The 26,201-nt window shown below is 71.3% G+C and carries 27 protein-coding genes; 18 read left to right on the forward strand and 9 right to left on the reverse strand.

Going from position 1 to position 26,201, the window contains the following annotated elements; genetic code table 11:
* Together KVT44_RS43040 and KVT44_RS43045 are read right to left on the reverse strand one after the other, a co-directional pair.
* Nucleotides 1-1,374, reverse strand: coding sequence for a diaminopimelate decarboxylase (locus tag KVT44_RS43040; protein WP_308314265.1), 1,374 nt, complete (start codon nt 1,372-1,374; stop codon nt 1-3).
* 67 nt (nt 1,375-1,441) lie between these two features.
* On the reverse strand, nt 1,442-1,594 hold the full coding sequence (locus KVT44_RS43045; RefSeq protein WP_217573463.1) for a hypothetical protein: 153 nt from the start codon (nt 1,592-1,594) through the stop codon (nt 1,442-1,444).
* Nucleotides 1,595-1,707: 113 nt separating this feature from the next.
* Here KVT44_RS43045 and hutU point away from each other — a divergent pair, with 113 nt between their 5' ends.
* The 4 genes from hutU to hutI are packed head-to-tail and all read left to right on the forward strand — an operon-like array spanning nt 1,708 to nt 7,161.
* Nucleotides 1,708-3,381: a urocanate hydratase gene (gene hutU / locus KVT44_RS43050; RefSeq protein ID WP_060901824.1), complete on the forward strand. Its 1,674-nt coding sequence runs from the start codon at nt 1,708-1,710 to the stop codon at nt 3,379-3,381.
* Nucleotides 3,378-4,607, forward strand: coding sequence for an allantoate amidohydrolase (locus tag KVT44_RS43055; RefSeq protein ID WP_217573388.1), 1,230 nt, complete (start codon nt 3,378-3,380; stop codon nt 4,605-4,607). The genes hutU and KVT44_RS43055 overlap by 4 nt, the downstream gene beginning before the upstream one ends.
* A complete protein-coding gene (locus KVT44_RS43060; RefSeq protein WP_229889250.1) occupies nt 4,604-5,938 on the forward strand; it encodes a formimidoylglutamate deiminase in 1,335 nt (444 codons plus the stop codon). The genes KVT44_RS43055 and KVT44_RS43060 overlap by 4 nt, the downstream gene beginning before the upstream one ends.
* A 35-nt stretch (nt 5,939-5,973) precedes the next feature.
* Nucleotides 5,974-7,161: an imidazolonepropionase gene (gene hutI, locus KVT44_RS43065; protein WP_217573390.1), complete on the forward strand. Its 1,188-nt coding sequence runs from the start codon at nt 5,974-5,976 to the stop codon at nt 7,159-7,161.
* Between the two features lie 64 nt (nt 7,162-7,225).
* On the opposite strand, the gene KVT44_RS43070 is transcribed toward hutI, so the two are convergent.
* On the reverse strand, nt 7,226-8,734 hold the full coding sequence (locus tag KVT44_RS43070) for an RICIN domain-containing protein (protein ID WP_217573392.1): 1,509 nt from the start codon (nt 8,732-8,734) through the stop codon (nt 7,226-7,228).
* Nucleotides 8,735-8,929: 195 nt separating this feature from the next.
* Complete coding sequence (locus tag KVT44_RS43075; RefSeq protein ID WP_254650682.1) at nt 8,930-9,850, reverse strand: RNA polymerase sigma factor SigF; 921 nt, start codon at nt 9,848-9,850, stop codon at nt 8,930-8,932.
* 238 nt (nt 9,851-10,088) lie between these two features.
* Between KVT44_RS43075 and KVT44_RS43080 the strand changes: the two genes are divergently transcribed.
* From KVT44_RS43080 to KVT44_RS43115, 8 genes are all read left to right on the forward strand, one after another.
* Nucleotides 10,089-10,457 carry an STAS domain-containing protein gene (locus tag KVT44_RS43080; protein WP_190171939.1) on the forward strand — a complete coding sequence of 123 codons (369 nt, stop codon included), beginning with the start codon at nt 10,089-10,091 and terminating at the stop codon, nt 10,455-10,457.
* Nucleotides 10,458-10,740: 283 nt separating this feature from the next.
* Nucleotides 10,741-11,256, forward strand: coding sequence for an ATP-binding protein (locus tag KVT44_RS43085; RefSeq protein WP_099922298.1), 516 nt, complete (start codon nt 10,741-10,743; stop codon nt 11,254-11,256).
* A gap of 181 nt (nt 11,257-11,437) precedes the next feature.
* The gene (locus KVT44_RS43090; RefSeq protein WP_217573394.1) at nt 11,438-12,145 is read left to right on the forward strand and encodes an LPXTG cell wall anchor domain-containing protein; all 708 of its coding nucleotides are present in this window, start codon (nt 11,438-11,440) and stop codon (nt 12,143-12,145) included.
* A 45-nt stretch (nt 12,146-12,190) separates the two neighbouring features.
* A complete protein-coding gene (locus tag KVT44_RS43095) occupies nt 12,191-13,141 on the forward strand; it encodes a hypothetical protein (RefSeq protein ID WP_217573396.1) in 951 nt (316 codons plus the stop codon).
* Nucleotides 13,142-13,167: 26 nt separating this feature from the next.
* Entirely contained in the window at nt 13,168-14,292 is a 1,125-nt protein-coding gene (locus KVT44_RS43100; RefSeq protein ID WP_217573456.1) for a hypothetical protein, read from the forward strand.
* A 59-nt stretch (nt 14,293-14,351) separates the two neighbouring features.
* A complete protein-coding gene (locus tag KVT44_RS43105; RefSeq protein WP_217573458.1) occupies nt 14,352-15,680 on the forward strand; it encodes a hypothetical protein in 1,329 nt (442 codons plus the stop codon).
* 64 nt (nt 15,681-15,744) lie between these two features.
* Nucleotides 15,745-16,815: a MerR family transcriptional regulator gene (locus KVT44_RS43110; RefSeq protein WP_217573398.1), complete on the forward strand. Its 1,071-nt coding sequence runs from the start codon at nt 15,745-15,747 to the stop codon at nt 16,813-16,815.
* A complete protein-coding gene (locus tag KVT44_RS43115) occupies nt 16,769-17,392 on the forward strand; it encodes a histidine phosphatase family protein (RefSeq protein ID WP_217573400.1) in 624 nt (207 codons plus the stop codon). The genes KVT44_RS43110 and KVT44_RS43115 overlap by 47 nt, the downstream gene beginning before the upstream one ends.
* A gap of 103 nt (nt 17,393-17,495) precedes the next feature.
* Here KVT44_RS43115 and KVT44_RS43120 read toward each other — a convergent pair whose 3' ends face one another.
* From KVT44_RS43120 to KVT44_RS43130, 3 genes are read right to left on the reverse strand one after another with little or no spacing between them, the layout of a single operon-like run.
* The gene (locus tag KVT44_RS43120) at nt 17,496-17,669 is read right to left on the reverse strand and encodes a hypothetical protein (protein ID WP_159055457.1); all 174 of its coding nucleotides are present in this window, start codon (nt 17,667-17,669) and stop codon (nt 17,496-17,498) included.
* Nucleotides 17,666-17,845 carry a hypothetical protein gene (locus KVT44_RS43125; protein ID WP_217573402.1) on the reverse strand — a complete coding sequence of 60 codons (180 nt, stop codon included), beginning with the start codon at nt 17,843-17,845 and terminating at the stop codon, nt 17,666-17,668. The genes KVT44_RS43120 and KVT44_RS43125 overlap by 4 nt, the downstream gene beginning before the upstream one ends.
* Nucleotides 17,842-17,988 (reverse strand): hypothetical protein, encoded by a 147-nt coding sequence (locus tag KVT44_RS43130; protein WP_190171946.1) that lies wholly within the window; start codon nt 17,986-17,988, stop codon nt 17,842-17,844. Before KVT44_RS43130 ends, KVT44_RS43125 begins: the two co-directional genes overlap by 4 nt.
* Before the next feature lie 189 nt (nt 17,989-18,177).
* Here KVT44_RS43130 and KVT44_RS43135 point away from each other — a divergent pair, with 189 nt between their 5' ends.
* The gene (locus KVT44_RS43135) at nt 18,178-19,020 is read left to right on the forward strand and encodes a helix-turn-helix transcriptional regulator (protein WP_217573404.1); all 843 of its coding nucleotides are present in this window, start codon (nt 18,178-18,180) and stop codon (nt 19,018-19,020) included.
* Complete coding sequence (locus tag KVT44_RS43140) at nt 19,002-19,301, forward strand: DUF397 domain-containing protein (RefSeq protein WP_217573406.1); 300 nt, start codon at nt 19,002-19,004, stop codon at nt 19,299-19,301. The genes KVT44_RS43135 and KVT44_RS43140 overlap by 19 nt, the downstream gene beginning before the upstream one ends.
* Nucleotides 19,302-19,543: 242 nt before the next feature.
* On the opposite strand, the gene KVT44_RS43145 is transcribed toward KVT44_RS43140, so the two are convergent.
* Nucleotides 19,544-21,040 carry an oligopeptide:H+ symporter gene (locus tag KVT44_RS43145; protein WP_217573408.1) on the reverse strand — a complete coding sequence of 499 codons (1,497 nt, stop codon included), beginning with the start codon at nt 21,038-21,040 and terminating at the stop codon, nt 19,544-19,546.
* A gap of 491 nt (nt 21,041-21,531) precedes the next feature.
* On the opposite strand from KVT44_RS43145, the gene KVT44_RS43150 reads away from it, so the two are divergent.
* Nucleotides 21,532-22,209, forward strand: coding sequence for a response regulator transcription factor (locus KVT44_RS43150; RefSeq protein ID WP_018566970.1), 678 nt, complete (start codon nt 21,532-21,534; stop codon nt 22,207-22,209).
* 213 nt (nt 22,210-22,422) lie between these two features.
* Nucleotides 22,423-23,703, forward strand: coding sequence for an ATP-binding protein (locus KVT44_RS43155; protein ID WP_217573410.1), 1,281 nt, complete (start codon nt 22,423-22,425; stop codon nt 23,701-23,703).
* A 24-nt stretch (nt 23,704-23,727) separates the two neighbouring features.
* Here the strand turns inward: KVT44_RS43155 and KVT44_RS43160 are convergent, their stop codons facing one another.
* Nucleotides 23,728-24,279: a GtrA family protein gene (locus KVT44_RS43160; protein ID WP_190171953.1), complete on the reverse strand. Its 552-nt coding sequence runs from the start codon at nt 24,277-24,279 to the stop codon at nt 23,728-23,730.
* A 229-nt stretch (nt 24,280-24,508) separates the two neighbouring features.
* Between KVT44_RS43160 and KVT44_RS43165 the strand changes: the two genes are divergently transcribed.
* A complete protein-coding gene (locus tag KVT44_RS43165) occupies nt 24,509-25,669 on the forward strand; it encodes a 5-(carboxyamino)imidazole ribonucleotide synthase (protein ID WP_217573413.1) in 1,161 nt (386 codons plus the stop codon).
* Nucleotides 25,666-26,196, forward strand: coding sequence for a 5-(carboxyamino)imidazole ribonucleotide mutase (gene purE, locus KVT44_RS43170; protein WP_075027355.1), 531 nt, complete (start codon nt 25,666-25,668; stop codon nt 26,194-26,196). The genes KVT44_RS43165 and purE overlap by 4 nt, the downstream gene beginning before the upstream one ends.
* Nucleotides 26,197-26,201 lie beyond the last annotated feature (5 nt).

Here is a 26,201-nt window from a genome sequence, read left to right on the forward strand (position 1 = left end):
CTACAGCGCCGTGAGTGCCGTCGGCCGCGCGCCGCCCGACTCCGCGACGATCTCCTCGACGCCCTGCGGCTCCCGTACGACCGCGAACCGCACGTCCCTACCCCCGTTGCCGTTGCCGCCCTCGACCGACGCGAAGCCGTAAACGCCCGGTCGGGCCAGGGAGTTGTACGCGTAATGGTGGGCGAAGTAGTACGCGCCCGTGTCCAACGCCGCCGCGTAGTCACCCTGTTCGAGCAGCGGGAGCGCGCGCCCCTCGGCGAGCAGGTCGCCCGCGAAACAGGCGGGCCCCGCGATGTCCTGGACGACGTCCGGCCCCGCCTTGGGGCGCCCCAACGCGTCGTACGCGGCGATCCGCAGCGGCCAGGACCCGGGCGCGTACACCGTGCGGGTCGCGATCTGCACCCCGGCGTGCGTGACCGCGACCGGCCGGCCCCCGGCGGACTTCGCGTACTCGACCCGCGCGACCACGGTCCCGTGCTTGGCCAGCAGCGACCGCCCGAACTCGGTGACCAGCCCGTACCGCCCGTCGAAGAGCCCCGGCACCGCCTCGGCGAGCAGCCGTGCGTACTGCGCGTACGTCGGGGTCGTGACGTCGGAGCCGAAGTTGACCGGCAGTCCGCCGCCGATGTCGAGCGTGTCGATCTGCTGCCGCCCGACACGCCGGTTGATCTCCTCGGCGAGTGCGTACGTCTCCGCGATCCCCCGCGCCATCAGCGAGAGCGGGATGCCCTGCGATCCGGTGTGCGCGTGCAGCCGGGTCAGCCACGGACGGTCGGCGTACGCCTGGACGATCCACTCCCGGGCACCCTCGTCGCGCAGCGCGACCCCGAACTTCGAGGTCGCCGTCGCCGTGGACAACGCCTCGATGGAACCCCCGCCGACCTGCGGGTTCACCCGGATTCCGATGGGGGAGCGGGGGCGCGAGGACGCCATCGGACCGCCGTTCGCTCCGCCTGTCAGGTCCCCGACCAGGCCGTCGATGCGGTCCAGCTCCTGTGGATTGTCCACGTTGACGGCGATGCCCAGCGCCAGCGCCTCGCGCAGCTCGGCGATCGTCTTGGCGGGTGAGTCGAGCACGGTCTCGGAGGGCGGCACTCCGGCCGCCCGCGCGAGGGCGAGCTCGCCGGGGCTCGCGACCTCCGCGCCGATGCCGTGCTCGTGCAGCAGCCGCAGTACGGGCACCAGCGGGGTCGCCTTCACCGCGAAGGCGTGCAGCACGGGTGTGCCCGGCGCCGTCACCGCGTCGAAGGCGGCCCGCAGCTCCGCCACCGAGGCCTTGATGCCGGGAACGTCGAGGAGGGCGATGATGGGGGCCTCGGGCCCCAGCAGTCCATGCTCCACGGCGGCCCGGACGGCATCGTCGCGTCGCGCCACGCGATCGGAGCCGGACTCGCCCGCCGAGGGCGCCCCACCCGAAGGCGCCCCGCCCGCCGAAGGCGCCTCACCCGAAGGTGCCCCGCTCGCCGAAGCCCCACCCGAAGGCGCCGCCGCTGAAGACATCCCGGTCGACGGCGTCCCCGTCGAAGGCACCCTGGTCCCTGCTGCCCCATCGCTCACTGAATCCTCCGTCGTGTCCCTGTCTGTGCCCATACATCCCAGCCAAACATCCGCGCCACGCCCCCGCTGGCCCACCTCATCTATTGACTAGCTCTATTCAAGAAGCCAGGATGTGAATATCTACTGCAACAGTCCGCTAGGAGGCAGACCATGTCAGGACCCCGCCCCGTCCGAGCGCCGCGCGGTACGGAACTGAGTGCCCTGGGATGGCAGCAGGAAGCCGCCCTGCGGATGCTGCAGAACAACCTCGACCCCGAGGTCGCCGAGCACCCCGACAAGCTCGTCGTCTACGGCGGCACCGGCAAGGCCGCCCGCGACTGGCGCTCCTTCGACGCCATGGTCCGCACGCTGCGGACCCTCAAGCAGGACGAGACGATGCTCGTCCAGTCCGGCCGCCCCGTCGGCGTGATGCAGACCCACGAGTGGGCCCCGCGTGTCCTCATCGCCAACTCCAACCTGGTCGGCGACTGGGCCAACTGGGAGGAGTTCCGCCGTCTGGAGGCCCTCGGCCTCACCATGTACGGCCAGATGACCGCCGGCTCCTGGATCTACATCGGCACCCAGGGCATCCTCCAGGGCACCTACGAGACCTTCGCCGCCGTCGCCGCCAAGAAGTTCAACGGCACGCTCGCGGGCACCATCACCCTGACCGCGGGCCTCGGCGGCATGGGCGGCGCCCAGCCGCTCGCCGTGACGATGAACGACGGCGTCGCGATCTGTATCGACGTCGACCCGCGCGCCATCGAGCGCCGCATCGAGCACCGCTACCTCGACGTGAAGGCCGACTCCCTGGAGCACGCCCTCCAGCTCGCCGTCGAGGCCCGCGACCAGCGCAAGCCGCTCTCCATCGGCCTCCTCGGCAACGCCGCCGAACTGCTGCCCCGCATGCTCGCCGAGAGCGCCCCCATCGACATCGTGACCGACCAGACCTCGGCCCACGACCCGCTGGCCTACCTCCCCATCGGCATCGACTTCGACGACATGGCCGACGCGGCCGCCAAGGACCCGGCGGGCTTCACCACCCGCGCCCGTGAGTCCATGGCCAAGCACGTCGAGGCGATGGTCGGCTTCATGGACGCCGGCGCCGAGGTCTTCGACTACGGCAACTCGATCCGCGGCGAGGCCCAGCTCGCCGGGTACGAGCGGGCGTTCGCCTTCCCCGGCTTCGTCCCCGCCTACATCCGTCCCCTCTTCTCCGAGGGCAAGGGCCCCTTCCGCTGGGCGGCCCTCTCCGGCGAGGCGTCCGACATCGCCAAGACCGACAAGGCGATCCTCGACCTCTTCCCGGAGAACGAGTCCCTGCACCGCTGGATCAAGCTGGCCGGTGAGCGCGTCCACTTCCAGGGCCTGCCCGCCCGTATCTGCTGGCTCGGCTACGGCGAGCGCGACAAGGCCGGCGAGCGCTTCAACGACATGGTGGCGTCCGGCGAACTCGCCGCGCCCCTGGCCATCGGCCGCGACCACCTCGACTGCGGCTCCGTCGCCTCCCCGTACCGCGAGACCGAGGCCATGCTCGACGGCTCCGACGCGATCGCCGACTGGCCGCTGCTCAACGCCATGGTGAACGTCGCCTCCGGCGCCTCCTGGGTCTCCATCCACCACGGCGGCGGCGTCGGCATGGGCCGCTCCATCCACGCCGGCCAGGTGTCCGTCGCCGACGGCACCAAGCTGGCCGGCGAGAAGATCCGCCGCGTGCTCACCAACGACCCCGGCATGGGCGTCATCCGTCACGTCGACGCCGGGTACGACATCGCCGAGTCCGTTGCCCAGGAGCGCGGCGTGCGCATCCCGATGCGCGAAGGTGACGAGGGCGGCGCCGCGTGACCTTCCACAGCATGTGGGCGGAGCTGCTGCCGATCGGCCGCAGTTCCGCCTCCGGCGGCTACCGCCGCTTCGCCTGGACCGGGGCCGACGCCGACTGCCGGGACTGGTTCCGGGCCCAGGCCGAGTCCCGCGGGCTGCGCTACGAGCTGGACCGCAACGGCAACCAGTGGGCCTGGCTCGGCGACCCCGCCGAGGGCGACGCCGTCGTCACCGGGTCCCACCTGGACTCCGTGCCCGACGGCGGGGCCTTCGACGGGCCCCTCGGCGTCGTGTCGTCCTTCGCCGCCCTGGACGAACTGCGCGCCAGGAATGCCGAGTTCACCCGTCCCCTCGCCATCGTCAACTTCGGCGACGAGGAGGGTGCCCGCTTCGGACTCGCCTGCGTCGGCTCCCGGCTGGCCGCCGGACAGCTCACCGTCGAGCAGGCGCACCGGCTGACCGACGGCGACGGCATCACGCTCCCGCAGGCCATGGAGCGCGCCGGATACGACCCCGACACCATCGGTCCCGACCCCGAGCGCCTCGCCCGCATCGGCGCCTTCGTCGAGCTGCACGTCGAGCAGGGCCGCGCCCTCGACCTCAGCGGTGACCAGGTCGGCATCGCCAGCGCCATCTGGCCGCACGGCCGCTGGCGCTTCGACTTCCGGGGCGAGGCCAACCACGCGGGCACCACCCGGCTCGTCGACCGCCGCGACCCGATGCTGTCGTACGCCGAGACCGTGCTCGCCGCCCGCCGGGAGGCCCAGCTCGCCGGTGCCGTCGCCACCTTCGGCAAGATCTCCGTCGAGCCGAACGGCGTGAACGCCATCCCCTCCCTCGTGCGCGGCTGGCTCGACTCCCGCGCCGCCGACCAGGCGACCCTCGACACGGTCGTCACCGGCGTCGAGAAGGCCGCCCGCGAGTACGCGGAGGCCCAGGGCGTCGAACTCGACGTCGTCCGCGAGTCGTTCACCCCCGTCGTCGAGTTCGAGCACGCCCTGCGCGACGAGCTCGCCCGCATCCTGGGCAAGGACGGGGAAAGGGCCGCGGGACTCACGGTTCCCGTCCTGGGTACGGGTGCCGGACACGACGCCGGAATCCTCTCCGGGACCGTCCCGACCGCCATGCTGTTCGTACGCAACCCCACGGGTGTCTCGCACTCCCCGGCCGAGTACGCCGCCGAGGACGACTGCGTGGCCGGGGTGACCGCACTCGCCGACGTACTCGAAGGGCTGGCCTGCAGGTGACGCAGACGTACTGGCTTGAACACGCCTGGCTCGACACCCACGTCGAGCCGGGCGTGGCCCTGGACGTGACGGACGGGCGGATCACCGCCGTCCGCGAGAACACCGCCACCCCGCCCCCCGGCGCCGAGATCCTCCGCGGACTCACCCTCCCCGGCCTCGCCAACGCCCACTCGCACGCCTTCCACCGCGCCCTGCGCGGCACCGTCCAGGTCGGCTCCGGCACCTTCTGGACCTGGCGCGAGATCATGTACTCCTTCGCGGACAGGCTGACCCCGGACACCTACCACGCGCTCGCCCGCGCCGTGTACGCGGAGATGGCGCTCGCGGGCGTCACGGCCGTCGGCGAGTTCCACTACGTGCACCACACCCCCGGCGGCACCCCGTACGCCGACCCGAACGCGATGGGCGAGGCGCTCGTCGCGGCCGCGGGCGAGGCCGGCATCCGGATCACCCTCCTCGACACGGCCTACGTGTCCTCCGGCTTCGGACAGCCGCCCAACCACCACCAGCTCCGCTTCTCCGACGGCAGCGCGGAGGCCTGGGCGGAACGCTCTTCACTTCTCAAGGACCGTGATCACGCACGGATCGGTGCGGCCATCCACTCCGTACGGGCCGTGCCCGCCGGACAGCTGGCGACGGTCGCGCGCTGGGCCGAGGAGCGGCAGGCCCCGCTGCACGTGCATCTGTCGGAGCAGACGGCGGAGAACGACGCCTGCCAGGCCACCCACGGGTGCACACCGACGCGGCTCCTCGCCGACCACGGCGTGCTCGGCCCCCGCACGACCGGCGTCCACAACACGCACCTCACGGACGAGGACATCGCGCTGCTGGGCGACTCCCGGACGGGCACGTGCATGTGCCCGACGACGGAACGGGACCTGGCGGACGGCATCGGCCCCGCCGCCGCCCTCCAGCGAGCCGGCTCGCCCCTCTCCCTCGGCTCCGACAGCCACGCCGTCATCGACCTCCTCGAAGAGGCCCGCGCGATGGAGCTGAACGAGCGCCTGCGCACCCGCACCCGCGGTCACTGGACGGCGGCCGCCCTGCTGCGCGCCGCCTCCGCCGACGGCCACGCGGCCCTCGGCTGGCAGGACGCGGGCATCCTCGAAGCGGGCGCGCTCGCCGACTTCACGACGATCGCCCTCGACTCGGTCAGAACAGCGGGACCGGTGCCGCGCCTGGGCGCCGAGACGGCCGTATTCGCGGCGACGGCGGCCGACGTACGGCACACGGTCGTGGGCGGCCGGCACGTCGTACGCGACGGGGCGCACGCCCTGGTTCCCGAGGTGCCGCAGGCCCTCGCGCAGGCAGTCGAAGCCCTGCGCGCCTAGAGACGACCGCCGAACTCCGCCCCCACGAGGACGCCATGAGCAGCACCACCGGCACGACCACCGTCATCACCAACATCGCCAGTCTGGTCACCAACGATCCCTCCCTCGGCGACGGATCCCCCCTTGGTCTGATCCAGGACGCGGCCGTCGTCATCGAAGGCGACCGCATCGCGTGGACCGGTGACTCAAGAAAAGCACCCGCCACTGACAACCGGGTCGACGCCGGCGGCCGGGCCGTGATTCCGGGCTTCGTGGACTCCCACTCGCACCTGGTCTTCGCGGGCGACCGCACCCAGGAGTTCAACGCCCGCATGTCGGGCCGCGGCTACACGGCGGGCGGCATCCGCACCACCGTCGCCGCCACCCGCGCCGCCAGTGACGAGGACCTGGAGCGCAACCTCACGCACTACCTCCACGAGGCCCTGCGCCAGGGCACCACCACCTTCGAGACCAAGTCGGGCTACGGCCTGACCGTCGAGGACGAGGCCCGCGCGCTGCGCATCGCGGCGGCGCACACCGACGAGGTCACCTACCTCGGCGCGCACATCGTCTCCCCGGACTACGCCGACGACCCGGCCGCGTACGTGGCCCTGGTGACCGGCGAGATGCTCGACGCCTGTGCCCCGTACGCCCGTTGGATCGACGTCTTCTGCGAGAAGGGCGCCTTCGACGGCGACCAGGCCCGCGCGATCCTCACGGCCGGCAAGGCGAAGGGCCTGCACCCGCGCGTCCACGCCAACCAGCTCTCGTACGGCCCCGGCGTCCAGCTCGCCGTCGAACTCGACGCGGCGAGCGCCGACCACTGCACCCACCTCACGGACGCGGACGTCGAGGCCCTGGCGAACGGCCGCACGGTCGCGACCCTGCTCCCCGGCGCCGAGTTCTCCACCCGCGCCGAGTGGCCGGACGCCCGCCGCCTCCTGGACGCGGGCGTGACCGTCGCCCTCTCCACCGACTGCAACCCGGGCTCGTCCTTCACCTCCTCCGTCCCGTTCTGCGTCGCGCTGGCGGTACGGGACATGGGGATGACCCCGGACGAGGCGCTCTGGTCGGCCACGGCGGGCGGCGCGGCGGCCCTGCGCCGCACGGACATCGGCCGCCTCACCGTCGGCGCCCGCGCCGACCTCGTCCTCCTGGACGCGCCCAGCCACGTCCACCTCGCCTACCGGCCGGGTGTACCGCTGGTCACCGGCGTCTGGCGGCGCGGCGCACGCGAGGTCTGACGCCGGGGGCACGAGTCCGCGGCCGCGAGGCCGGGGTCACGGCGCCCGGGTCAGGACGCCGGGGTCACGAGGCCCCCGCCCGCCACCGCTGACTCGTGCCCCCGTCGAGCGGCAGCAGGGACAGGCCGTCGCCACCGCTCGGCGTGACCGCGGTCTCGACGGCGATGGACGGGCGGATCACGCCGTCGTCGTCCACGGTGAACCTCAGGTTCTGGCCGTGGCTGCCGTCGATCGAGCCGCAGTCCCAGATCCCGACGCCGTTGTCGACGGAGCCGCGGCTGTCCAGACAGAGGTCGGAGTCGGCGTACGACTGCAGGACGCCGCGCCCGGAGTCGACCCGCCACCGCTGGGTGCGGGCCGAGGTGCAGGGGGCCGTGACGACGTCCGTGCCCTGTGTCAGATCGCCGTCGCGGATGTCCAGGCACAGGCCCGAGGCGAGGTTCACGACCTGGGCGTAGCCGCTGCCCGGCGGGTGGGCCGGGGTGGGCGTGGGGGACGGCGTGGGACTGGCCGATCTCGAGGGGGAGGGGCTCCGCGTCGGGGAAGGGGACTTGCTGGTCGCGGAAGGCAGCGGGGCCGGGGGCGAGGGGGTCGCCGAGACGGTCGCCGTCACCGTCACCTGCGGAACGCTCGACGGGGTGGTGACCGAGCCCGCCGTGTTCTGGGACGGCGAGCCGCCCGACGACAGCACGACGAACAGCAGCGGCACCAGGGCGACGCCGAGGGCCGCCGCCGAGGTGAGGACGAAACGGCGGGACGGCGGCCAGGGCCCCGACGAGGCGGGGACGCCGGGCCGGGGCTCGTCCGCCTCGCTCATGACGTACGCCGTGCCCGCCCACGGCAGCAGTCCCTCGGCCAGGGCGGTGCGCGGATGGTCACGCAGGGCGGACAGCTCCTCGTACGCCGTCGTGCAGTGCGCGCAGTGCGCCATGTGGGCGTGCAGATCGGGGCTGGAACGGGGGTTGTCCGGCCGTAGCGACTCCTCGATCAGCCGTCGGAAGTCCCCACAGCGCGGGTCGTCGGAGGCGGCGAGCCGGGACTTCAGGCAGGCCTGGCCCAGGGCGTGCAACGCGGGCTGTGCGCCGTACGTCACGTCCTCACGGGTGAGGCCGAGCAGGACGGCCGCCCGGTCGGCGGGTTCCTCTTCCACGGCCCCGTACCAGAGCAGGCCCTGGGTGCGGGACGGGAGGGACTGGAACGGGGCGAGCATGGGCGGCACGGGCCCGCCGGGGCCGGCCGCGCTCAGCACGAGGAGCAGACCGGGGTCGAGGCCCGCGGCCCGTTCGTCCCTCGCCCACGAGGCGGCCACCTGCCCCGCCAGCAGCAGGAGCCGGTGGCGCCAGGGGACGCTCGGGTTCGAGCCGCGCGCCGTCTCCTGGGCCGCCAGGGTGAACGCCTGCGCCGCGAGCTGCCGCGCGGCCGACTCGCTACGGGTGCACAGGCGGGCGTAGGCGAGGGCGGACGGGCGGTGCCGCTCGCGGAGCTCCTGGAGGGCCGGATACGCGCTGGGGGTGTCGGCGCTCAGCAGTTCGGTGAGCCGCGTGTCGGACGCGCCCGCGTCGTCCTGAGCCATGTGCCGACCTCCTCGTACCCCGTGCGGTCACTCGCTCCCGTCCTGACATACCAGCCAGTTTGGAGTGCTCATAGTGACGGGGGTGGCCCTTTGAGGAAAGAGGGAGGGAAGGAGACGCAAGAAAAAAAGCGGCCCGGCGCCGTCGGCGCCGGACCGCTCTCAGCCGAGAAGAGGTGCCGGAGGGGGCGGGGACCGTCAGTCCTCGACCGTCAGTCCCTTGCGCAGTCGCACCAGCGTCCGCGACAGCAGCCGCGACACATGCATCTGCGAGATCCCGAGCTCGTCACCGATCTCGGACTGGGTCATGTTGGCGACGAAGCGCAGCGAGAGGATCTGCCGGTCCCGCGAGGGGAGTTCGGCGATCAGGGGCTTGAGGGACTCCACGTACTCGATGCCCTCGAGGCCGTGGTCCTCGTAACCGATGCGGTCCGCGAGCGCGCCTTCGGAGTCGTCCTCCTCGGGCTGGGCGTCCAGCGAACTGGCCGTGTAGGCGTTCGAGGCGGCCATGCCCTCGACCACCTCGTCGTTGGTGATGCCCAGGCGCTCCGCCAACTCGCCCACCGTGGGCGACCGGTCGAGCTGCTGGGCGAGTTCGTCGCCCGCCTTGGCCAGGTCGAGACGGAGTTCCTGCAGTCGGCGCGGTACGCGCACGGACCAGGAGGTGTCGCGGAAGAAGCGCTTGATCTCGCCGATGATGGTCGGCATCGCGAAGGTGGGGAACTCGACGCCGCGGCTCAGTTCGAAGCGGTCGATCGCCTTGATCAGGCCGATCGTGCCGACCTGGATGATGTCCTCCATCGGCTCGCTGCGGGAGCGGAAGCGGGAGGCGGCGAACTTGACCAGCGCGAGGTTGAGCTCGACCAGCGTGTTGCGCACGTACGAGTAGTCGTGGGTGCCTTCTTCGAGGGACTCCAGCCGCTCGAAGAGGGTCTTGGACAGGGCCCGTGCGTCCACCGGTCCCACCTCGTCGTACGGGGGGATCTCGGGAAGTCCGTCGAGTCCGTCGAGTCCGCTGGTTCCGGTTTCGTCGAGACGCTCCGGGCGTTCCAGAGAGGGTGCCGACGTCGCCGTCTGGGTCTGCGATGCGTCGAGCCGGGGTGACATGGTGTCCTCCATCGTTCTCGGCATATGGCCGCCGATGCCAATGCGTGCACTGCGGTGTGCGGCGCCTCCGAAGCCGGCCGTGTCGAATAGGTGTCGCTACTAGCCCTACCCGCTTTCGCGCGTCGCCCGCAAGTGCGTTGCGCGGTGAAATGTCCATTTTCAGGGGGTTGTTCGGGTGTCGGGGATCGTGAGGAAGGCGTAGTGTTCGAGTGCGTACATCAGCAGTCGCGACGCTCGGGAGAGAGACGGCATGGACCGCCAGACGGTCGGCAGCGCACAGTCGGGCCGGCTTCTAGTCGAGGTGCGGGAAGAGGGCTCAAGCGCCGTCGTGACCCCCGCGGGTGAGTTGGATCACCACACGGCTGAATTGTTGCGTGAGCCACTCGAGGACTGCCTTGACAGGGGGCACTCGCGACTGGTCGTGGACTGCTCGCGACTGGAGTTCTGCGACTCCACCGGGCTGAACGTACTGCTCGGCGCCCGGCTGAAGGCCGAGGCCGCGGGGGGCGGAGTCCACCTGGCGGGGATGTTGCCGGTGGTGGCCCGGGTCTTCGAGATCACCGGGGCCGAGGCCGTCTTCACCGTCCACGAGACGCTCGATGCGGCCCTGGCCGACTAGCCGGGGTGGTCGTGGCCCCGCCTCGGCATGCTCCGGAGTCCCCCCTGCGATCGCGGCATCGCCCGCGTCACACGATCCCCGTCGCACAAAGGGGGTGTTCCGACGGATCGGTCGGGCAGGAGACATCCTGACTATGTCGGCAACAATCGGTGGGAACGTCGTAGGTGATCGTCGTAGATATTCGTCCGGAACGCCCTGAGTGCGGAAGCACCGCGGCGCGTACCACATGCTGAGTACTGAGTCTTGAATCGTGAAACTGGTGAATCGGTGAGGTGAAGCGCTGATGAGCACCACCCGGCCTTACTCGCCGGGCGACCGCGGCCCGGAGTCGGGCGACGGCGGCGCTTCCGGGGCACCTGGGGGCGGCGGCCTGGCCGTCCCGTCCGGGGGGCGTCAGGCCCGCAGACTGAGCTTCGACGGCGAGAGCGGCGTCGTGCCGCTGGCCCGCGACTTCGCCCGCCAGGCGCTGCACGCGTGGGGCTGGCTGCCCGCCGCGAGCGCCGACCGGCGGGCCGCCGCCGAGGACGTCCTGCTGGTCGTCTCCGAACTCGTCACCAACGCCTGCCTGCATGCCGAGGGTCCGGACGAGCTCCGGATCGCCTGCGACAACAAGGTGCTGCGCGTCGAGGTCTCCGACCGTGGCGCGGGCCAGCCCGCCCCGCGCACCCCGCACCGCGCCGGCCGCCCCGGCGGCCACGGCATGTTCATCGTGCAGCGGCTGTGCCTGGACTGGGGAGTCGTACGCACTCCGGGGGTCACCGGCAAGACGGTGTGGGCGGAACTCGGGGCGCCCGCGTAGTCCCACCCGATCCCGGGTGCAACTCCCACCTTGGGTTACCCGCGGTTCGAACCCTTCTTCGTACGTTGCCGAACGCGCGCCGGATCTCCTCGGATCCGGCGCGCACTTTGTCTTCCCTCCACAAGGGACCGGGCGTACCTTGACGGCCGATCTGATGTTCCGTCAGGAATGAGGCCCCGAGGTGTCGTACCGGACGTACCAGAAACGAACCGCCGCGCTCGCGTTCGCCGCGGCCCTGGCCGGCTCGGCGGTGCTGATGGCCGCCCCCGCCGCCGAGGCCGCCGTGGTGAACGTCAACTACCAGTGCAAGACGCCGATCGGCGACAAGAGCGCCGTCTCGCCCATCGACATCAAGAGCGTCAAGAGCGGCAGCGGCTACAAGCTCACCATGTCCTGGCAGAAGGGCGTCTCCTCCAGCCCGGTGGAGCTCGGCAAGGGCGCGATGAGCCCGAGCGCCGTGATCAAGGTGGGCGGCGCGGACAGCGGCACGGTGGCCGTCAGCGGCCCCGCCAACGCGGCCGCGATCCCCGCCAACACTCCCATCAAGATCAGTGACTTGTCGGGTACGTACACGCCGAAGAAGACCGGCAAGGTCACCTTCACCGCGGGCGTGCTCACGATCAAGGCGCTCGGTACGACGACCACCTGCACCCCCACGAACAACCCCGGGCCGTCGCTGACCCTCGACGTCACGGCGGCGGGCGGCGGTGGATCCAGCAGCTCGGGCGGTTCGACGGGCTCGACCGGCACCGACTCCGGCGGCCAGCTCCCGCAGACCGGCCCCGCCGACTCGGCGATCGCCCTCGGCACGTTCGGCGGCACGGTGCTGCTCGCGGGCGCGGCCGGCACGCTGTGGCTGACCCGCAGGCACCAGACGAACCGCCGCTGAGGGCGCCGCGCCCCCGTACGACCGTACGACCAGCAGGAGCCGCCGATGCCGTACGCCCCCGTCCTCCGCTGTGCCGTCGCCGTGCTGCTGTCGGCCGCCGCCGCCCCGGTGGCCGCGGCCGACGACGGCTGGTCCCTCGCGCCGTCCGCGAGCGCGCCGGGCGGGCGGCCGTACGTCTACGCGGAGGGCGCGCCCGGCACGGTGCTGCAGGACTCCGTGTCCGTGCTCAACCCGGGCGCGCGGCCCGTGACCGTGCGGCTGCGAGGCGCGGACGCCGACAACACCGCGGACGGCGACCTCACCGTGCGCGCCGCCGGTAAGTCCACGGACACGGGCGCGTGGATCGCCTTCGCGGGAGACCGGGGCGGCCGCCGGGTCCCGGTGCGCACGCTCTCGCTGCGGGTGCCCGCGCACACCCGGGCCGACGTGCCGTTCACCGTGAGCGTCCCGGCGGGCGCGACGCCCGGCGACCACCCCGGCGCGGTCGTGGCGGGCGCCGGCGGCCGGTCCTCGGCGGTCCGGGTCCAGCTGCGGGTCGGCGGTCCCGCGGTGTCGGCGCTCACCGTCGAGCACGTCGCCGTGCACGGCGGGCGCATCTCGTACGAGCTGGTCAACCGCGGCAACACCGTGCTCACCCCGAAACTCGCGGTACGCGCCGACGGCGTCCTCGGCCGGGCCCTGGACCGTGCCCCGCGCACCCTGCCCCTCGACCTCCTGCCCGGCCGCCGCGTCACGCTCACCGAGCCCTGGCGCGACCCCCCGGCGCTGGACGCGGTCGACGTGCGGCTGACGGTGACGGCGGCGGGCGGGGCGCGCGCCACGGCGTCCGCGTCGGTGCGGTTCGTGCCGTGGGGCGCGCTCGCGGCCACCGCCGGGGCGGGGCTCACGGTGCTGGGCGCCTGGTGGGGCGTACGACGTCACAGGCGTCGTACGACGGACGGCGGGACGAGTGAACGGCCGCGTACGGAAGTCGAGTGGACGGGAGCGGTGTCGTGAGCGGAGTCCTGAGCGGCAAGGCGCGGATGTCGGCGCTGGTGGCGGCGCTCGCGCTCGTCCTGGCCCCGCTGGCGGGACCGGTGTCCCCGGCGTCCGCGGCCGGAAAACCCGGCGTGAGCCTGTCGAGGTCCGAGGCGGGGACGGGCGGTTCGATCACCGTGACGGGCAACGGATGGCGGCCGAAGACCCTGCTGATGATGCTGATCTGCGGGCAGGCCGTGCCGTCCCGGGGGGTGATCGGCGGCACCAACTCCTGCGCCAATGCCGACGGCCGGGCCGTCACCACCGACGCGCAGGGCCACTTCAGCAAGGAACTGCCGGTCACCGAGCCGCCCGAACCGTGCCCGTGCGTGGTGCACGTCGCCACGGTCACGGGGGAGAAGGCGCAGGCCGACGCGATCTTCATGGTCGCCGGGCACTCGGTCGAACCACTGCCGAAGGAGGTGGGCGGTGGGCGGCTCTCGGTGCTCACCGACACCCGCCTCGACGGGTCGAGCGGGCTGCTGACCTGGTTCGGAGCGCCGCCCTCCCGCCAACTCGTCTTCACCGTCGGCAACATCGGCACCGCCGCCGTCAAGGACCCCGTGTTCCAGATCGGCACCTCCCACGGCGTGTTCGCGCCGCAGTGGGAGGAACAGGACTGGCGCGGCACGATCGCACCCGGCAAGAAGGCGCAGATCAAGCTGCCGGTCGAGCTCGCGGCCGGGGCGCACGGCGACTACACGGTCTCGCTGCGGTACGGCGGCAAGGTCCTCGCCGAGCAGCCCTGGGGGGTGGGCCGTCCCTGGGGGGTGACCCTCTTCTGGATCCTGCTAGGCGTGGTGGTGCCGGCCGCGGTGTTCCGGATCGGGATGGCCGTGGTGGACCGGGTGCGTCCGCGCAGGTCGGCGGGGCGCGCGGGCCGGCACCGGAGCCTGCGCCTGCCCGAACTCGCCTCCCGGGTGCCGAGGCCGGCCCCGTTCCGCATGGCCAAGGCGAGCCCGTCCCGTGTGCCCGGAGCGAGCGCGTCCGCGGCCACACCCGTGCCACCCGGCACGGCTACGAACCCGACCCTGCCGTGGTTCACGCCGGACAACGTTCCGGGGACCGCGGCGAACGGTCAGCTCTCCGCACCGCACGACACCAGTCCGACGACGAAGGGGAACACGTGAACAGGCGACGGAGAGTTGTGCCCGGAGGCCGCAGAACGAGCGCGGCCGGGGTCGCGCTGATGCTCGGCGGCGCGGGCATCCTGTTGGGAGTGGCCGCGGTCCCGGCGCAGGCCGCCGAAGTGTCGTACAAGACGGAGTGCATACCGCCCGCGGCCTCCGGCCTGGACCCTGTCGAGGGCACCACCAAGGTGGAGATCACCGCACCGGCGACGGCGAAGGTGGGCGACGAGATCCAGGTCGTGTGGAAGTTCGTCCAGGCGGCGTCCAAGAATCCGGACCTCATCGTCCTGCCGAAGGACTCGGTCAAGCCCACGGGAACTCTCAAGGCGTCCGGTGCGCAGACCGCGGACATCGCGATGGAGGGGCCGCAGGAGAACCCGGAGATTCCCAAGGGCGGCGACATGGTGCTGTCCGACATGACGGGCAAGGTCAAGCTGACGACGGCGGGTGATGTCACGTTGACCCCGGACGCGTACACCATCACCGCCTACTCGACGGACACGAAGTGCACGCCAAAGGAGGCGGTGCCGGCCGCTGCCACCATCAAGGTGACGGCCGCCGGGGGCGGTTCGACGACCTCGGGCGGCTCGACCTCCGGCGGGACGACCACCTCCGGAGGCACGGCGACGGGTGGTGACACCGGCGGTACGACTTCGGGCGGATCCACGACCGGCGGTGGCACGACGTCCGGTGGCACGACGTCCGGTGGTTCGACCTCCGGCGGCGATGACGGTCAGACCGACTTCGCCGGCAAGACCGTGACCACGTCCTTCGCCTGCACCTCGCCCGGCCCCGCCAAGATCGACTCTTCGGCGACGATCAACGCCAAGAAGAGCGGCGGGAGTTACGACCTCACGGTGAAGACCGCCAAGGGCGTGATGAACAGCCCCGCCCCGCTGCCCGCGGGCGCGCTGAAGCCCTCCATGGTGATCACGGTCGGCGGCGATGACAGCGGCTCGCTCAAGGTCGAGGGCCCTGCCAACAAGGACGCCCTCAACACGGGCGACCCGGTCTCGCTCGGCGATATGACGGGCACGTACAAGCCCGGAGCGGACGGCAAGGCCACGCTCAGCCCAGGTGATCTGACGATCGTCGTGACGCTGAGTGCCGGATCCGACCCGATCACGATTCCCTGCAAGGCGACAAAGACCGCTGTCTCACTGGAACTTGACGTCCAGAAGCAGGCGGGCGGCGTCTCCGGCGCGACGACGTCGGGCTCCGGGTCGTCCTCCGGGTCGTCCTCGTCCTCGTCCTCTTCCGGCGGAGGCCTGGCCGAGACCGGCGCGAACGACCACGGCGGGCTTCGGGCACTCGGCTTCGTGGCCGGCACGGCGATCCTGCTCGGCGGAGCGGTCTTCGTCTTCCTGCCGCGCCGCCGCGTGCGCTGACGCCCCCCTCGCACCCCGAGGTCCGCTTGACCTGGACCCCGGGGTGCGGGTTTAGCGTCGGGGCATGCGAGTTGGCGAGTTGGCGCGCAGGACCGGAGTGACGGTCCGGGCGTTGCGTTATTACGAGGCGGCGGGGCTTGTCGTGCCCCGGCGGCTGACCAACGGATACCGGGACTATGCGCCAACGGCGTTGCGGCAGGTCGAGGAGATCCGGACGCTGACCGGGCTCGGCCTGTCGGTGGAGGACACCCGGCCGTTCGTGGAGTGCCTGGCGAGCGGGCACGACCTGGGAGACGAGTGCCCGGCGTCGCTGGCGGCCTACCGCCGCTCGATCAGGGACCTGTCCGAGAGGATCAGGCTCCTGACGGAACGCCGGGACACGCTGGCGGCACACCTGGAGGCGAGCGCCCGCAGATTGATTCCGGATGCCCCGGAGGGAAACGCCCGTACAGGGATTTCGGTTTCCCCGGAAGTGAGCGCCCGCGGAGTGTCCCCCGTGCCGGTGCCCGCCGACCCGGCCTGGCTGCCCCTCGGCCTGCCCCGGCCGCCCGACGACGACGGCGCCGCGCATCTGCCGGGTGGGCGGCTGCCTGACCTCGTCCTGCCCGCCACGGACGGTCGGGCGGTCGGTCTCGGAGCACTGGGGCCCGGCCGGACCGTGCTGTACGTCTATCCGCTGTCGGGCCGGCCGGGGACCGACCTCCCGGACGGCTGGGACACCATCCCGGGCGCCCGCGGATGCACCGCCGAGGCGTGCGCCTTCCGCAATCACTACGACGACCTCCGGGCGGTCGGGGCGGCACGGGTGTACGGCCTGTCGTCGCAACCGCGGGAGTACCAAAGGGAACTGGCGGAACGGCTGCGCCTGCCCTTCGCGATCCTCTCGGACACCGGACTCGCGCTGCGCGCGGCCCTGGACCTGCCCACCTTCACCGCCGGCGGGCGCACGTTGTACCGCCGACTGACCATGATCGTGAACCGGGGCGAGATCGAGCACGTCTTCTACCCCGTCTTCCCACCCGACCAGCACGCCGCCGAAGTCCTCGACTGGCTCCGGCTCCAGGACCCGCCACAGGGGGAAACCGCACATGACCGCGCAGGCCACCCGCTATCTGTACCTCGCCCGCCACGGTGAGGCGACGGCCGACGAGAGCGAGCTGACCGAGAACGGCCGTCGCCAGGCCCAACTCCTGGGCGACCGACTCAGGGACGTTCCCTTGACTGCGGTCCACCACGGGCCGCTGCCGCGCGCGGCGCAGACGGCCCGGCTGATCGGCGACCGTCTGAAGGAGGTGCCCGTACGGCAGGTCGAGACGGCCGGGGACTATGTGCCCTACGTGCCCGGCAAGGAGGAACTGCCCGCGGACGCGGCGGAGCGGCTGCTGGCGTTCCTTGAGCAGTTCACGGCTCAGGAGCGTGAGGAGGGAGCGGCGCTGGCCCGCGAGGCCGAAGAGCGGTTCACCGGGCCGGTGGACGGCGCCGAGGACCGACACGAGCTGGTCGTCACCCACAACTTCCTCGTCGGCTGGCTGGTACGCGCCGCGCTGGACGCCCCGCCCTGGCGTTGGCTGGGCCTCAACCACTGCAACGCCGCCCTGTCCGTCATCCGCTACACACCGGGCCGCGTGGCCTCGGTCCTCGTCTACAACGACATGTCCCACCTGCCCGAGGACCTGCGCTCGACCGGCTTCCCACCGGAGGCACGCGCTTAGCCCCGCACCCCCACGAAGAGCACCGCAAGCAGCACGGACATGCTGAACAGCGTGAGGACCCCGCTCCAGAACGCGTCGTCGAGCGGGGTCCGCCGTCTCCTCCTCACCCGCCGTGCTCCTGCCGCAGATGCGCCCGCATCCGCACGTTCGCGTCGCTCACCGCGCTGTGGTCGAACACCGCCCGCGCCGCGTGGCGCCGTGCGGCGAACTCCCGGCAGGCCTCGCAACCGTCGACGGGAACGGGGGAGCGGCTCACGTCGTACGTCGGCCCGGTCATGTCGTACGCCCCTCCCCGTGTCTGCCGTGCGCCCGCAACTCCCGGTCGCATTCGGCGACCTCGCCCATGCGGCCCGCCTCCTTCGCGGCCGTCCGCTGTGCCAGCAGCGCCGCGCACACGTCGCAGCCGCCGCCGTACGGGGGCCTGGGCGCCGCCACCGCCGTACGCGCCGTCATGCCGACCACTGCGCGAGCGCCGCCTCGATCGCCCGCAGCGCCGCGGGGGTCGGACGCGCCCAGCCGCCGGGCGGGGTCCAGGAGGAGGTGGTGCTGTGGGTACGGGTGCGGCGGGGGAGTCGGGGGAGGGTCGTGGTGGTCATGGGGCTCACTCCTTGGTTACGTGGTCGCGGACATGCCTGTGCGGAGCGCACCCGGTGGATTACGGTGCGTGTTCAGGCAGTACGAGCATGCCGCGTGAGCAGGGCGGAAATGCCGTGGAAGGGCGCTGGTTCCACACCGGGCACTCCAAATTCCACAAATTCCACAGCCGCCGGAGGGGGAGGACGGGGATGCCGCAGAGACGGACGGTGACGAGCCGCAGCCAGGAGCCGCGCAGGCGATTCGCCGAGGAGGTGAGGGAGTTACGTGAGCGGAGCGGCGTCAGCCTGCGCCAGCTCGCGGAGCGACTGGGCTGGGACTGGTCGACACTCGGGAAGCTGGAGACCGGGCACACCCTGGGGAGCCCCGAGGTGGCCCAGGCGCTGGACCGGCATTACGGGACGCCGGGGTTGCTGTTGGCGTTGTGGGAGCTGGCGGTGGGCGATCCGACGCAGTTCAAGGAGCAGTACCGCAGGTACATGCTGCTTGAGGCGGAGGCGGTGAGCCTGTGGCACTTCGCTGTGAGTACTGTGCACGGCTTGCTTCAGGCGGATGGGTACGTGCGTGAAGTGCTCGCGGTGGGTGGTACCAAGGGCGAGGAGCTGGCCCAGCAGGTGGAGGCGCGGGTCGGCCGCCGCGCGTTGCTGGTGGGCGAGGACGCGCCGCCGTTCCGCACCATCCTGTCCGAGGCTGTGCTGCGCACACCGTTGCGGGATGCCAAGGCGTGGAAGGAGCAGCTCGAACACCTCGCGGAGATGACAGAGCGCCCGAACATCACGCTTCAAGTGCTGCCTCAGAGTTCCGGCCTGCACGGCTTGGTGAGCACCGACGTGATGTTCCTGAGGCTGCTCGACGGGCAGACAGTGGCCTACACCGAGACCGCCTACCACGGCGAACTGGTCGAAGAAAACGGGGAGGTTGAGCGTCTGCAACGTGCGTACGATTCGATGCGCGACCTGGCGCTGTCCCCGGCCGAGTCGCGGAAGTTCATCGGGCAGATGCTGGAGGAAGCACCATGCGATCCGTCGACCTGACAGCCGTGACATGGCGCAAGAGCAGCTACAGCAACCCGGACGGCGGCGCGTGCGTCGAGGTCTCCGACGACCTGCTCGCCGCTGCTGCCTGGCGCAAGAGCAGCTACAGCAACCAGGACGGCGGCGAGTGCCTCGAAGTCGTCGACAACCTCCTCACCCTCACCCCCCTCGTCCCCGTCCGCGACTCCAAGAACCCCCACGGGCCCGCCCTCGTACTCCCGGCGGCGGCCTGGGCGTCCTTCGTCACGGCCGTACGACGTGACGAGCTGCCCGACGCCTGAGACTCAGGACTTGCCGATGTCGACGGCCCACACGCCCGTACGGTCGTAGGCCTCGGGCGTGGCGGTCATGACCCTTCCTGGGACGACCTCCATGAGGTCCGGGCAGAGGTTGGCCCGGACGTAGGCAACCGCGCGGGCCGTGCGCTCCCCAAGTGAATACCGAAGGTCGCCGGGAAACCCGAAGGATCGCCGCACCCCTCGGTGCAGCGACCCTTCGGTGGAACGCCAGGTTCAGGCGGGCGTCAGTGGACGTCGCCCATCAGTTCCTTGACCTTCTTGCGGTACATCCACACCGCGACACCGGCGATCACGGCGAGCGTGGCCTCCAGGGCGACGATGCCCGTCTTGTTGAGGTCGACGTTGGCGATGGACAGCAAACCCGTCGTGGCGTCACCGGCGGTGACGGCCAGGAACCAGACGCCCATCATCTGGGAGGCGTACTTCGCGGGAGCCATCTTCGTGGTGACGGAGAGGCCGACCGGCGAGAGCGTCAACTCACCGACGGTCTGCACGAAGTAGATCGCGACCAGCCACATCGCGGCCGCCTTGTGACCGCCCTCGGCGATCGTCAGCGGAGCCAGGAACAGGAAGAACGAGGCACCGATCAGGATCAGACCCGACGCGAACTTGGTGGCCGTGCTCGGCTCCTTGCCGCGCTTGTTCAGCGCCAGCCACGCCCAGGCGAACACCGGCGCGAGCGCCATGATCATGACCGGGTTGACGGACTGGTACCAGGAGACCGGGAACTCCCAGCCGAAGATCGTGTTCTCGGCGGAGGAGTCGGCGAAGATCGACATGGTCGAGCCGCCCTGGTCGTAGATCATCCAGAAGACGGCCGCGGCGACGAAGAACCAGATGTACGCGGACATCTTCGACTGCTCGGCGCGGTCGAGGTCCTTGTCCCGCTTGATGCGCGCGATGACCATGACCGGGATGATCAGACCGGCGATGGTGATCGGGACCAGCAGCCAGTTCAGGGTGTAGTGACCCGAGAAGCCGACGATGCAGTAGAAGACCACCGCGACGGCCGCCCACAGCGCGGACTTGCGCAGCGTCGCGGACTTCTCCGCGGCCGACAGCGGCGTGGGGATCTCGTGCGAGCGCGGGTTCAGGTGACGGCCGCCGAGCAGGTACTGGGCCAGACCCAGCGCCATGCCGAGCGCGGCGAGCGCGAAGCCCAGGTGCCAGTTGACGTTCTCGCCGACGGTGCCGATGACCAGCGGAGCGGCGAAGGCGCCGACGTTGATGCCGATGTAGAAGAGCGTGAAGCCACCGTCACGGCGCGGGTCGTCCGGACCGTCGTAGAGGTGACCGACCATCGTGGAGATGTTGGCCTTCAGCAGACCGGAACCGATCGCGACGAGCCCGAGGCCGCCGTAGAACGTGCCGGACGACGGCAGGGCCAGCGTGAGGTGGCCCAGCATGATGATGACGCCCGCGACGGCGACCGTCTTGCGGGGGCCGAGGACACGGTCGGCGAACCAGCCGCCCGGTAGGGCGAGCAGGTACACCAGCGACAGGTACACCGAGTAGATCGCGGTCGCGGTGGCCGCGCTCAGGTGCAGGCCGCCCGGTGCCACCAGGTACAGCGGGAGCAGAGCCTTCATGCCGTAGTAGGAGAATCGCTCCCACATCTCGGTCATGAAGAGAGTGGCCAGTCCGCGGGGGTGGCCGAAGAAGGTCTTCTCGGAACCGGGGGTGCCCGGAGTCACCGAGTCCTTCGTCAGGCTGGACGCCATGGTCGTTCCTTGCTGGTCGGGACGCGCTGCTTGAGCGTTACGCGCCCGGTGGGGGGCGGCCGGCACCGGCGGGATTCGCCCGTCCTTCCCCACGCCCACGGGGAGTCCGCTCCGGATTGCGAAGCGGTGGACGGCGACCACCGGGATCCACGCCCATCGCGCATTGATGCGCTGGGGCCCGGCCACAGGTCATTCCTTTCGAGGCTGGCGAACACCAGCCCGCACATGAAAGAGACCTTCAGCGTCAAGTACGCGCCAAAGGTCTCCTACTGGTGCTACAGGCGTCTGGTCACCATACGACATCTCAATGTGGCATATGGAAGGACTTGAGACATGGATCACAGGTAATAATGGAACCACGGACACCTATTCGAAGGTGTCGGGCAAGATCGCTTCCCACAGCCGCAGGCAAGAAACCGTACAGCCCCAGGTAAGAATTACGGTTGGCGATCACACCACAGGCGCTGTCCGCGGCGGACTACCATCACCCCATGACCCGTGTACTGCTCGCCGAGGACGACGCGTCCATCTCGGAGCCTTTGGCCCGCGCCCTGCGCCGGGAGGGTTACGAGGTCGAAGTGCGCGAGGACGGACCCACCGCGCTCGACGCCGGAATGCAGGGCGGCGTCGACCTGGTCGTCCTGGACCTGGGCCTGCCCGGTATGGACGGCCTCGAAGTGGCCCGCCGCCTCCGTGCCGAAGGCCACACCGTCCCCATCCTCATCCTGACCGCGCGCGCCGACGAGGTGGACACCGTCGTCGGTCTCGACGCTGGCGCCGACGACTACGTCACCAAGCCCTTCCGCCTTGCCGAACTGCTCGCCCGTGTCCGGGCCCTCCTGCGGCGCGGAGCCGCGGAGCCGCAGCAGCCGCCCGCCACGCACGGGGTGCGCATCGACGTCGAGTCGCACCGGGCCTGGATGGGCGACGAGGAACTCCAGCTCACGGCGAAGGAGTTCGACCTGCTGCGGGTCCTCGTCCGCGATGCCGGCCGGGTCGTCACGCGTGACCAGCTGATGCGCGAGGTCTGGGACACCACGTGGTGGTCGTCCACCAAGACCCTCGACATGCACATCTCCTGGCTCCGCAAGAAGCTCGGCGACGACGCGGCGAACCCCCGCTACATCGCGACGGTACGAGGAGTCGGCTTCCGCTTCGAAAAGAGCTGAGGCCGCGCGGCGGCGGGGGGACTCGGGGCGGCTCCGGGCGGGCCGGGGATGCGGGGCGAAGCCCCGCCCCAGGGGCGCGGGGAACTGCGTGCCCAGCCCCCACCGGCCCGCAGCCAAAGAGAACCCCGGGCTACCCGAGCGCCTCCCCCGTCCCAGCCCAGCGCAGCGGCAAGGCACACTGGTCCACGTACAGCCACCCGCCCGGAGGACCCCGTGCGTCGCCGTCTCATCCAGTCCACGCTCGCCGTCGTGCTCGTCGTGATCGCCGTCTTCGGCGTGTCCCTCGTGATCGTCGAGACCCGCACGATCAGCAACAGCGCCCAGGAACGCGTGGACTCCGAGGCCCTGCGCCTGGCCAGCATCGTCGACAGCCGCATCCTCGGTGACGAGCACATCAACGCGGAGATTCTCAAGAACCAGATCGCGGAAGACCGGTACGCCGTGATCCGCATCCCCGGCCAGGCCCCCGTCGAGCTAGGCCTCCAGCCCAGCGGTGACGTCATCCACTCCACGGCCAAGGGCGAGGAGGGCGAGACGGTCACCGTCCAGGAGCCCCGCTCGGCCGTGACGCGCGAGGTCGGCCGCACCCTCCTGATCATCGCCTTGGTCGCGCTGCTCGCGATCGTCGCCGCGGTCCTGCTGGCCGTACGGCAGGCCAACCGCCTCGCCTCCCCGCTCACCGACCTCGCGGAGACCGCGGAGCGGCTCGGCTCCGGCGACCCCCGCCCGCGCCACAAGCGCTACGGCGTCCCGGAGCTGGACCGTGTCGCCGACGTGCTGGACGCCAGCGCGGAGCGGATCGCACGGATGCTCACCGCCGAGCGCCGGCTCGCCGCGGACGCCTCCCACCAGCTCCGTACGCCGCTGACGGCCCTCTCCATGCGTCTGGAGGAAATCACCCTCACGGATGACCCGGACAACGTGAAGGAGGAGGCGACGATCGCCCTGACCCAGGTCGAGCGCCTCACGGACGTGGTGGAGCGGCTGCTCACCAACGCCCGCGACCCCCGTACCGGCTCCGCCGTCGCCTTCGACCTCGACGAGGTCATCAAGCAGCAGCTGGAGGAGTGGCGCCCGGCCTACCGCAGCGCGGGCCGCGCCATCGTCAGCTCGGGCAAGCGGCATCTGCAGGCCGTCGGCACCCCGGGCGCGGTCGCCCAGGTACTGGCCGCGCTCATCGAGAACTCGCTCATGCACGGGGGCGGCACGGTCGCCCTGCGCACCCGTGTCACGGGCAACCAGGCCGTCGTGGAGGTCACGGACGAGGGCCCCGGTGTCCCCGCCGACCTGGGCGCCCGCATCTTCGAGCGCACGATCAGCGGCCGCAACTCCACGGGCATCGGCCTCGCGGTCGCCCGCGACCTCGCGGAGGCGGACGGGGGCCGTCTGGAGATGCTCCAGGCACAGCCGCCGGTGTTCGGCCTGTTCCTCTCCCGCACCCCGCTGAAGAGACCACCCCTGGTGGACGAGGACGAGGAACGAACGGTCAGATAGCCCCGGCGGGCAGCCCCAGGGGGCTCAGTTCGCCCGGGCCCGTGCCCGGGACCGTCGAGGCTCCGGCTCCTCGTCGAGGATCGCCTCCGCGCTCTCCAGGACCTCACGCGCCTCGTCCGGCACCGTACGGAACACCCACGTGCGGTACGACCAGAACCGGAACAGCGTCGCGATGCCGATGCCGAGGAACTTGAAGATGTTGCTCTGCAGCGGGCTGTCCCAGCCGAACCCGTACGTCGCGACGTACAGCACACCGTTCTCGATGACCAGCCCCACCGCGCTGAACAGCACGAAGAGGCCCATCTCCTTGGTGCGGCCGCCACTGTCACGGTCCCGGTACGTGAAGTAGCGGAACCCGATGTAGTTGAAGACGATTGCGACGATCGTGGCGATGACGCTGGCCCGTACGACCTGCAGCCCGGTCGCGCTGCGCACCAGGTTGAAGGTCACCAGGTTGACGAGAAGCCCCGCTCCGCCGACTGCCCCGAACTTCGCGATCTCCCGGAACAGCTGGTCGAACCGGCGGCGAACCGCGCTGCGGGGCCGTACGTGAAGCCCCGAAGAAGCACTGCCCATGGTGTCGCCAGCCCCCGTAGGTCGGACATCGGTCGAAAAATTCAACCCAGCCACTCTAACCAGCGGACGGCCCTCGTGCCTGTGGACGGCCTCACGGGAGCGGAAAGAGCGGGTCACAGCGAGGGAAAACCGGGGCCACGCCGGGATCACAGCCGGGGCCACGCCGGGATCACGGCCGGACCGCAGGCGCGGAAACCGGCCCCCGTGGCGCGACCGATACCCTTGCAGCGTGACGTTCCCGGTAGTCGGCATGGTCGGCGGGGGCCAGCTCGCTCGTATGACACACGAGGCGGGCATCCCGCTCGGCATCAAGTTCAAGCTCCTCAGTGACACCCCTCAGGATTCCGCGGCGCAGGTCGTCGGCGATGTCGTCATCGGCGACTATCGCGACCTCGACACGCTGCGTGAGTTCGCGCGGGGCTGCGATGTGATCACCTTCGATCACGAACACGTACCCACCGAGCATCTGCGTGCCCTGGAGGCGGACGGCATCCCCGTCCGTCCCGGCCCGGACGCGCTCGTGCACGCCCAGGACAAGGGCGTGATGCGCGCGAAGCTCGACGAGATCGGCGTGCCGTGCCCACGGCACCGGATCGTGACCGACGTCGAGGACGTGGCCGCGTTCGCGGCGGAGGGCCTCGCCGAAGGGGCCGGGGGCGACGGATTCCCGATCATCCTCAAGACGGTCCGCGGCGGCTACGACGGCAAGGGCGTCTGGTTCGTCCGGTCGATCGAGGAGGCGGCCGAGCCCTTCCGGGCCGGCGTGCCCGTCCTCGCCGAGGAGAAGGTCGACTTCGTCCGGGAACTCGCGGCGAACGTCGTCCGCTCCCCGCACGGCCAGGCGGTCGCGTACCCCGTGGTCGAGTCCCAGCAGGTCAACGGCGTCTGCGACACGGTGATCGCCCCCGCGCCCGGCATACCGGACGAGCTGGCCCTCCAGGCCGAGGAACTCGCGCTGCGCATCGCCAAGGAACTCGGTGTCGTCGGTCACCTGGCCGTCGAGCTCTTCGAGACCCCCGACGGCCGCATCCTGGTCAACGAGCTGGCCATGCGCCCGCACAACTCGGGCCACTGGACCCAGGACGGCGCGATCACCTCCCAGTTCGCCAACCACGTCCGCGCGGTCCTGGACCTGCCCCTCGGCGACCCGCGCCCGCGCGCCAAGTGGACGGTCATGGTCAACGTCCTGGGCGGCGACTACCCGGACATGTACTCCGCGTACCTGCACTGCATGGCACGCGACCCCCAGCTGAAGATCCACATGTACGGCAAGGACGTGAAGCCCGGCCGCAAGGTCGGCCACGTCAACACCTACGGCGAGGACCTGGACGACGTCCTCGAGCGCGCCCGCCACGCAGCCGGTTACCTGAGAGGCACGATCACCGAATGAGCCCCGTCGTAGGCATTGTCATGGGGTCGGACTCCGACTGGCCCGTCATGGAAGCGGCCGCGCAGGCGCTGGACGAGTTCGAGATCCCCTACGAGGTGGATGTCGTCTCCGCGCACCGCATGCCGCACGAGATGATCACGTACGGCGAGCAGGCCGCGGAGCGCGGGCTCAAGGCGATCATCGCGGGCGCGGGCGGGGCGGCCCACCTGCCCGGCATGCTCGCCTCCGTGACCCCGCTGCCCGTCATCGGCGTGCCGGTCCCGCTGAAGTACCTCGACGGCATGGACTCGCTGCTGTCGATCGTGCAGATGCCGGCCGGCGTCCCGGTCGCGACCGTCTCCGTCGGCGGCGCGCGCAACGCGGGCCTGCTGGCCGCCCGGATGCTCGCCGCGCACGACGAGGAACTCCTCACCCGCATGCGGGAGTTCCAGCAGGAGCTGAACGACCAGGCCACCGAGAAGGGCAAGCGGCTGCGCGCCAAGGTCGAGGGCGCGGGCGGCGGCTTCGGCTTCGGCTCCGGGAAGTGACGCCC

It is taken from the genome of Streptomyces sp. GbtcB7 (assembly GCF_019091445.1).
Classification (GTDB): domain Bacteria; phylum Actinomycetota; class Actinomycetes; order Streptomycetales; family Streptomycetaceae; genus Streptomyces; species Streptomyces mirabilis.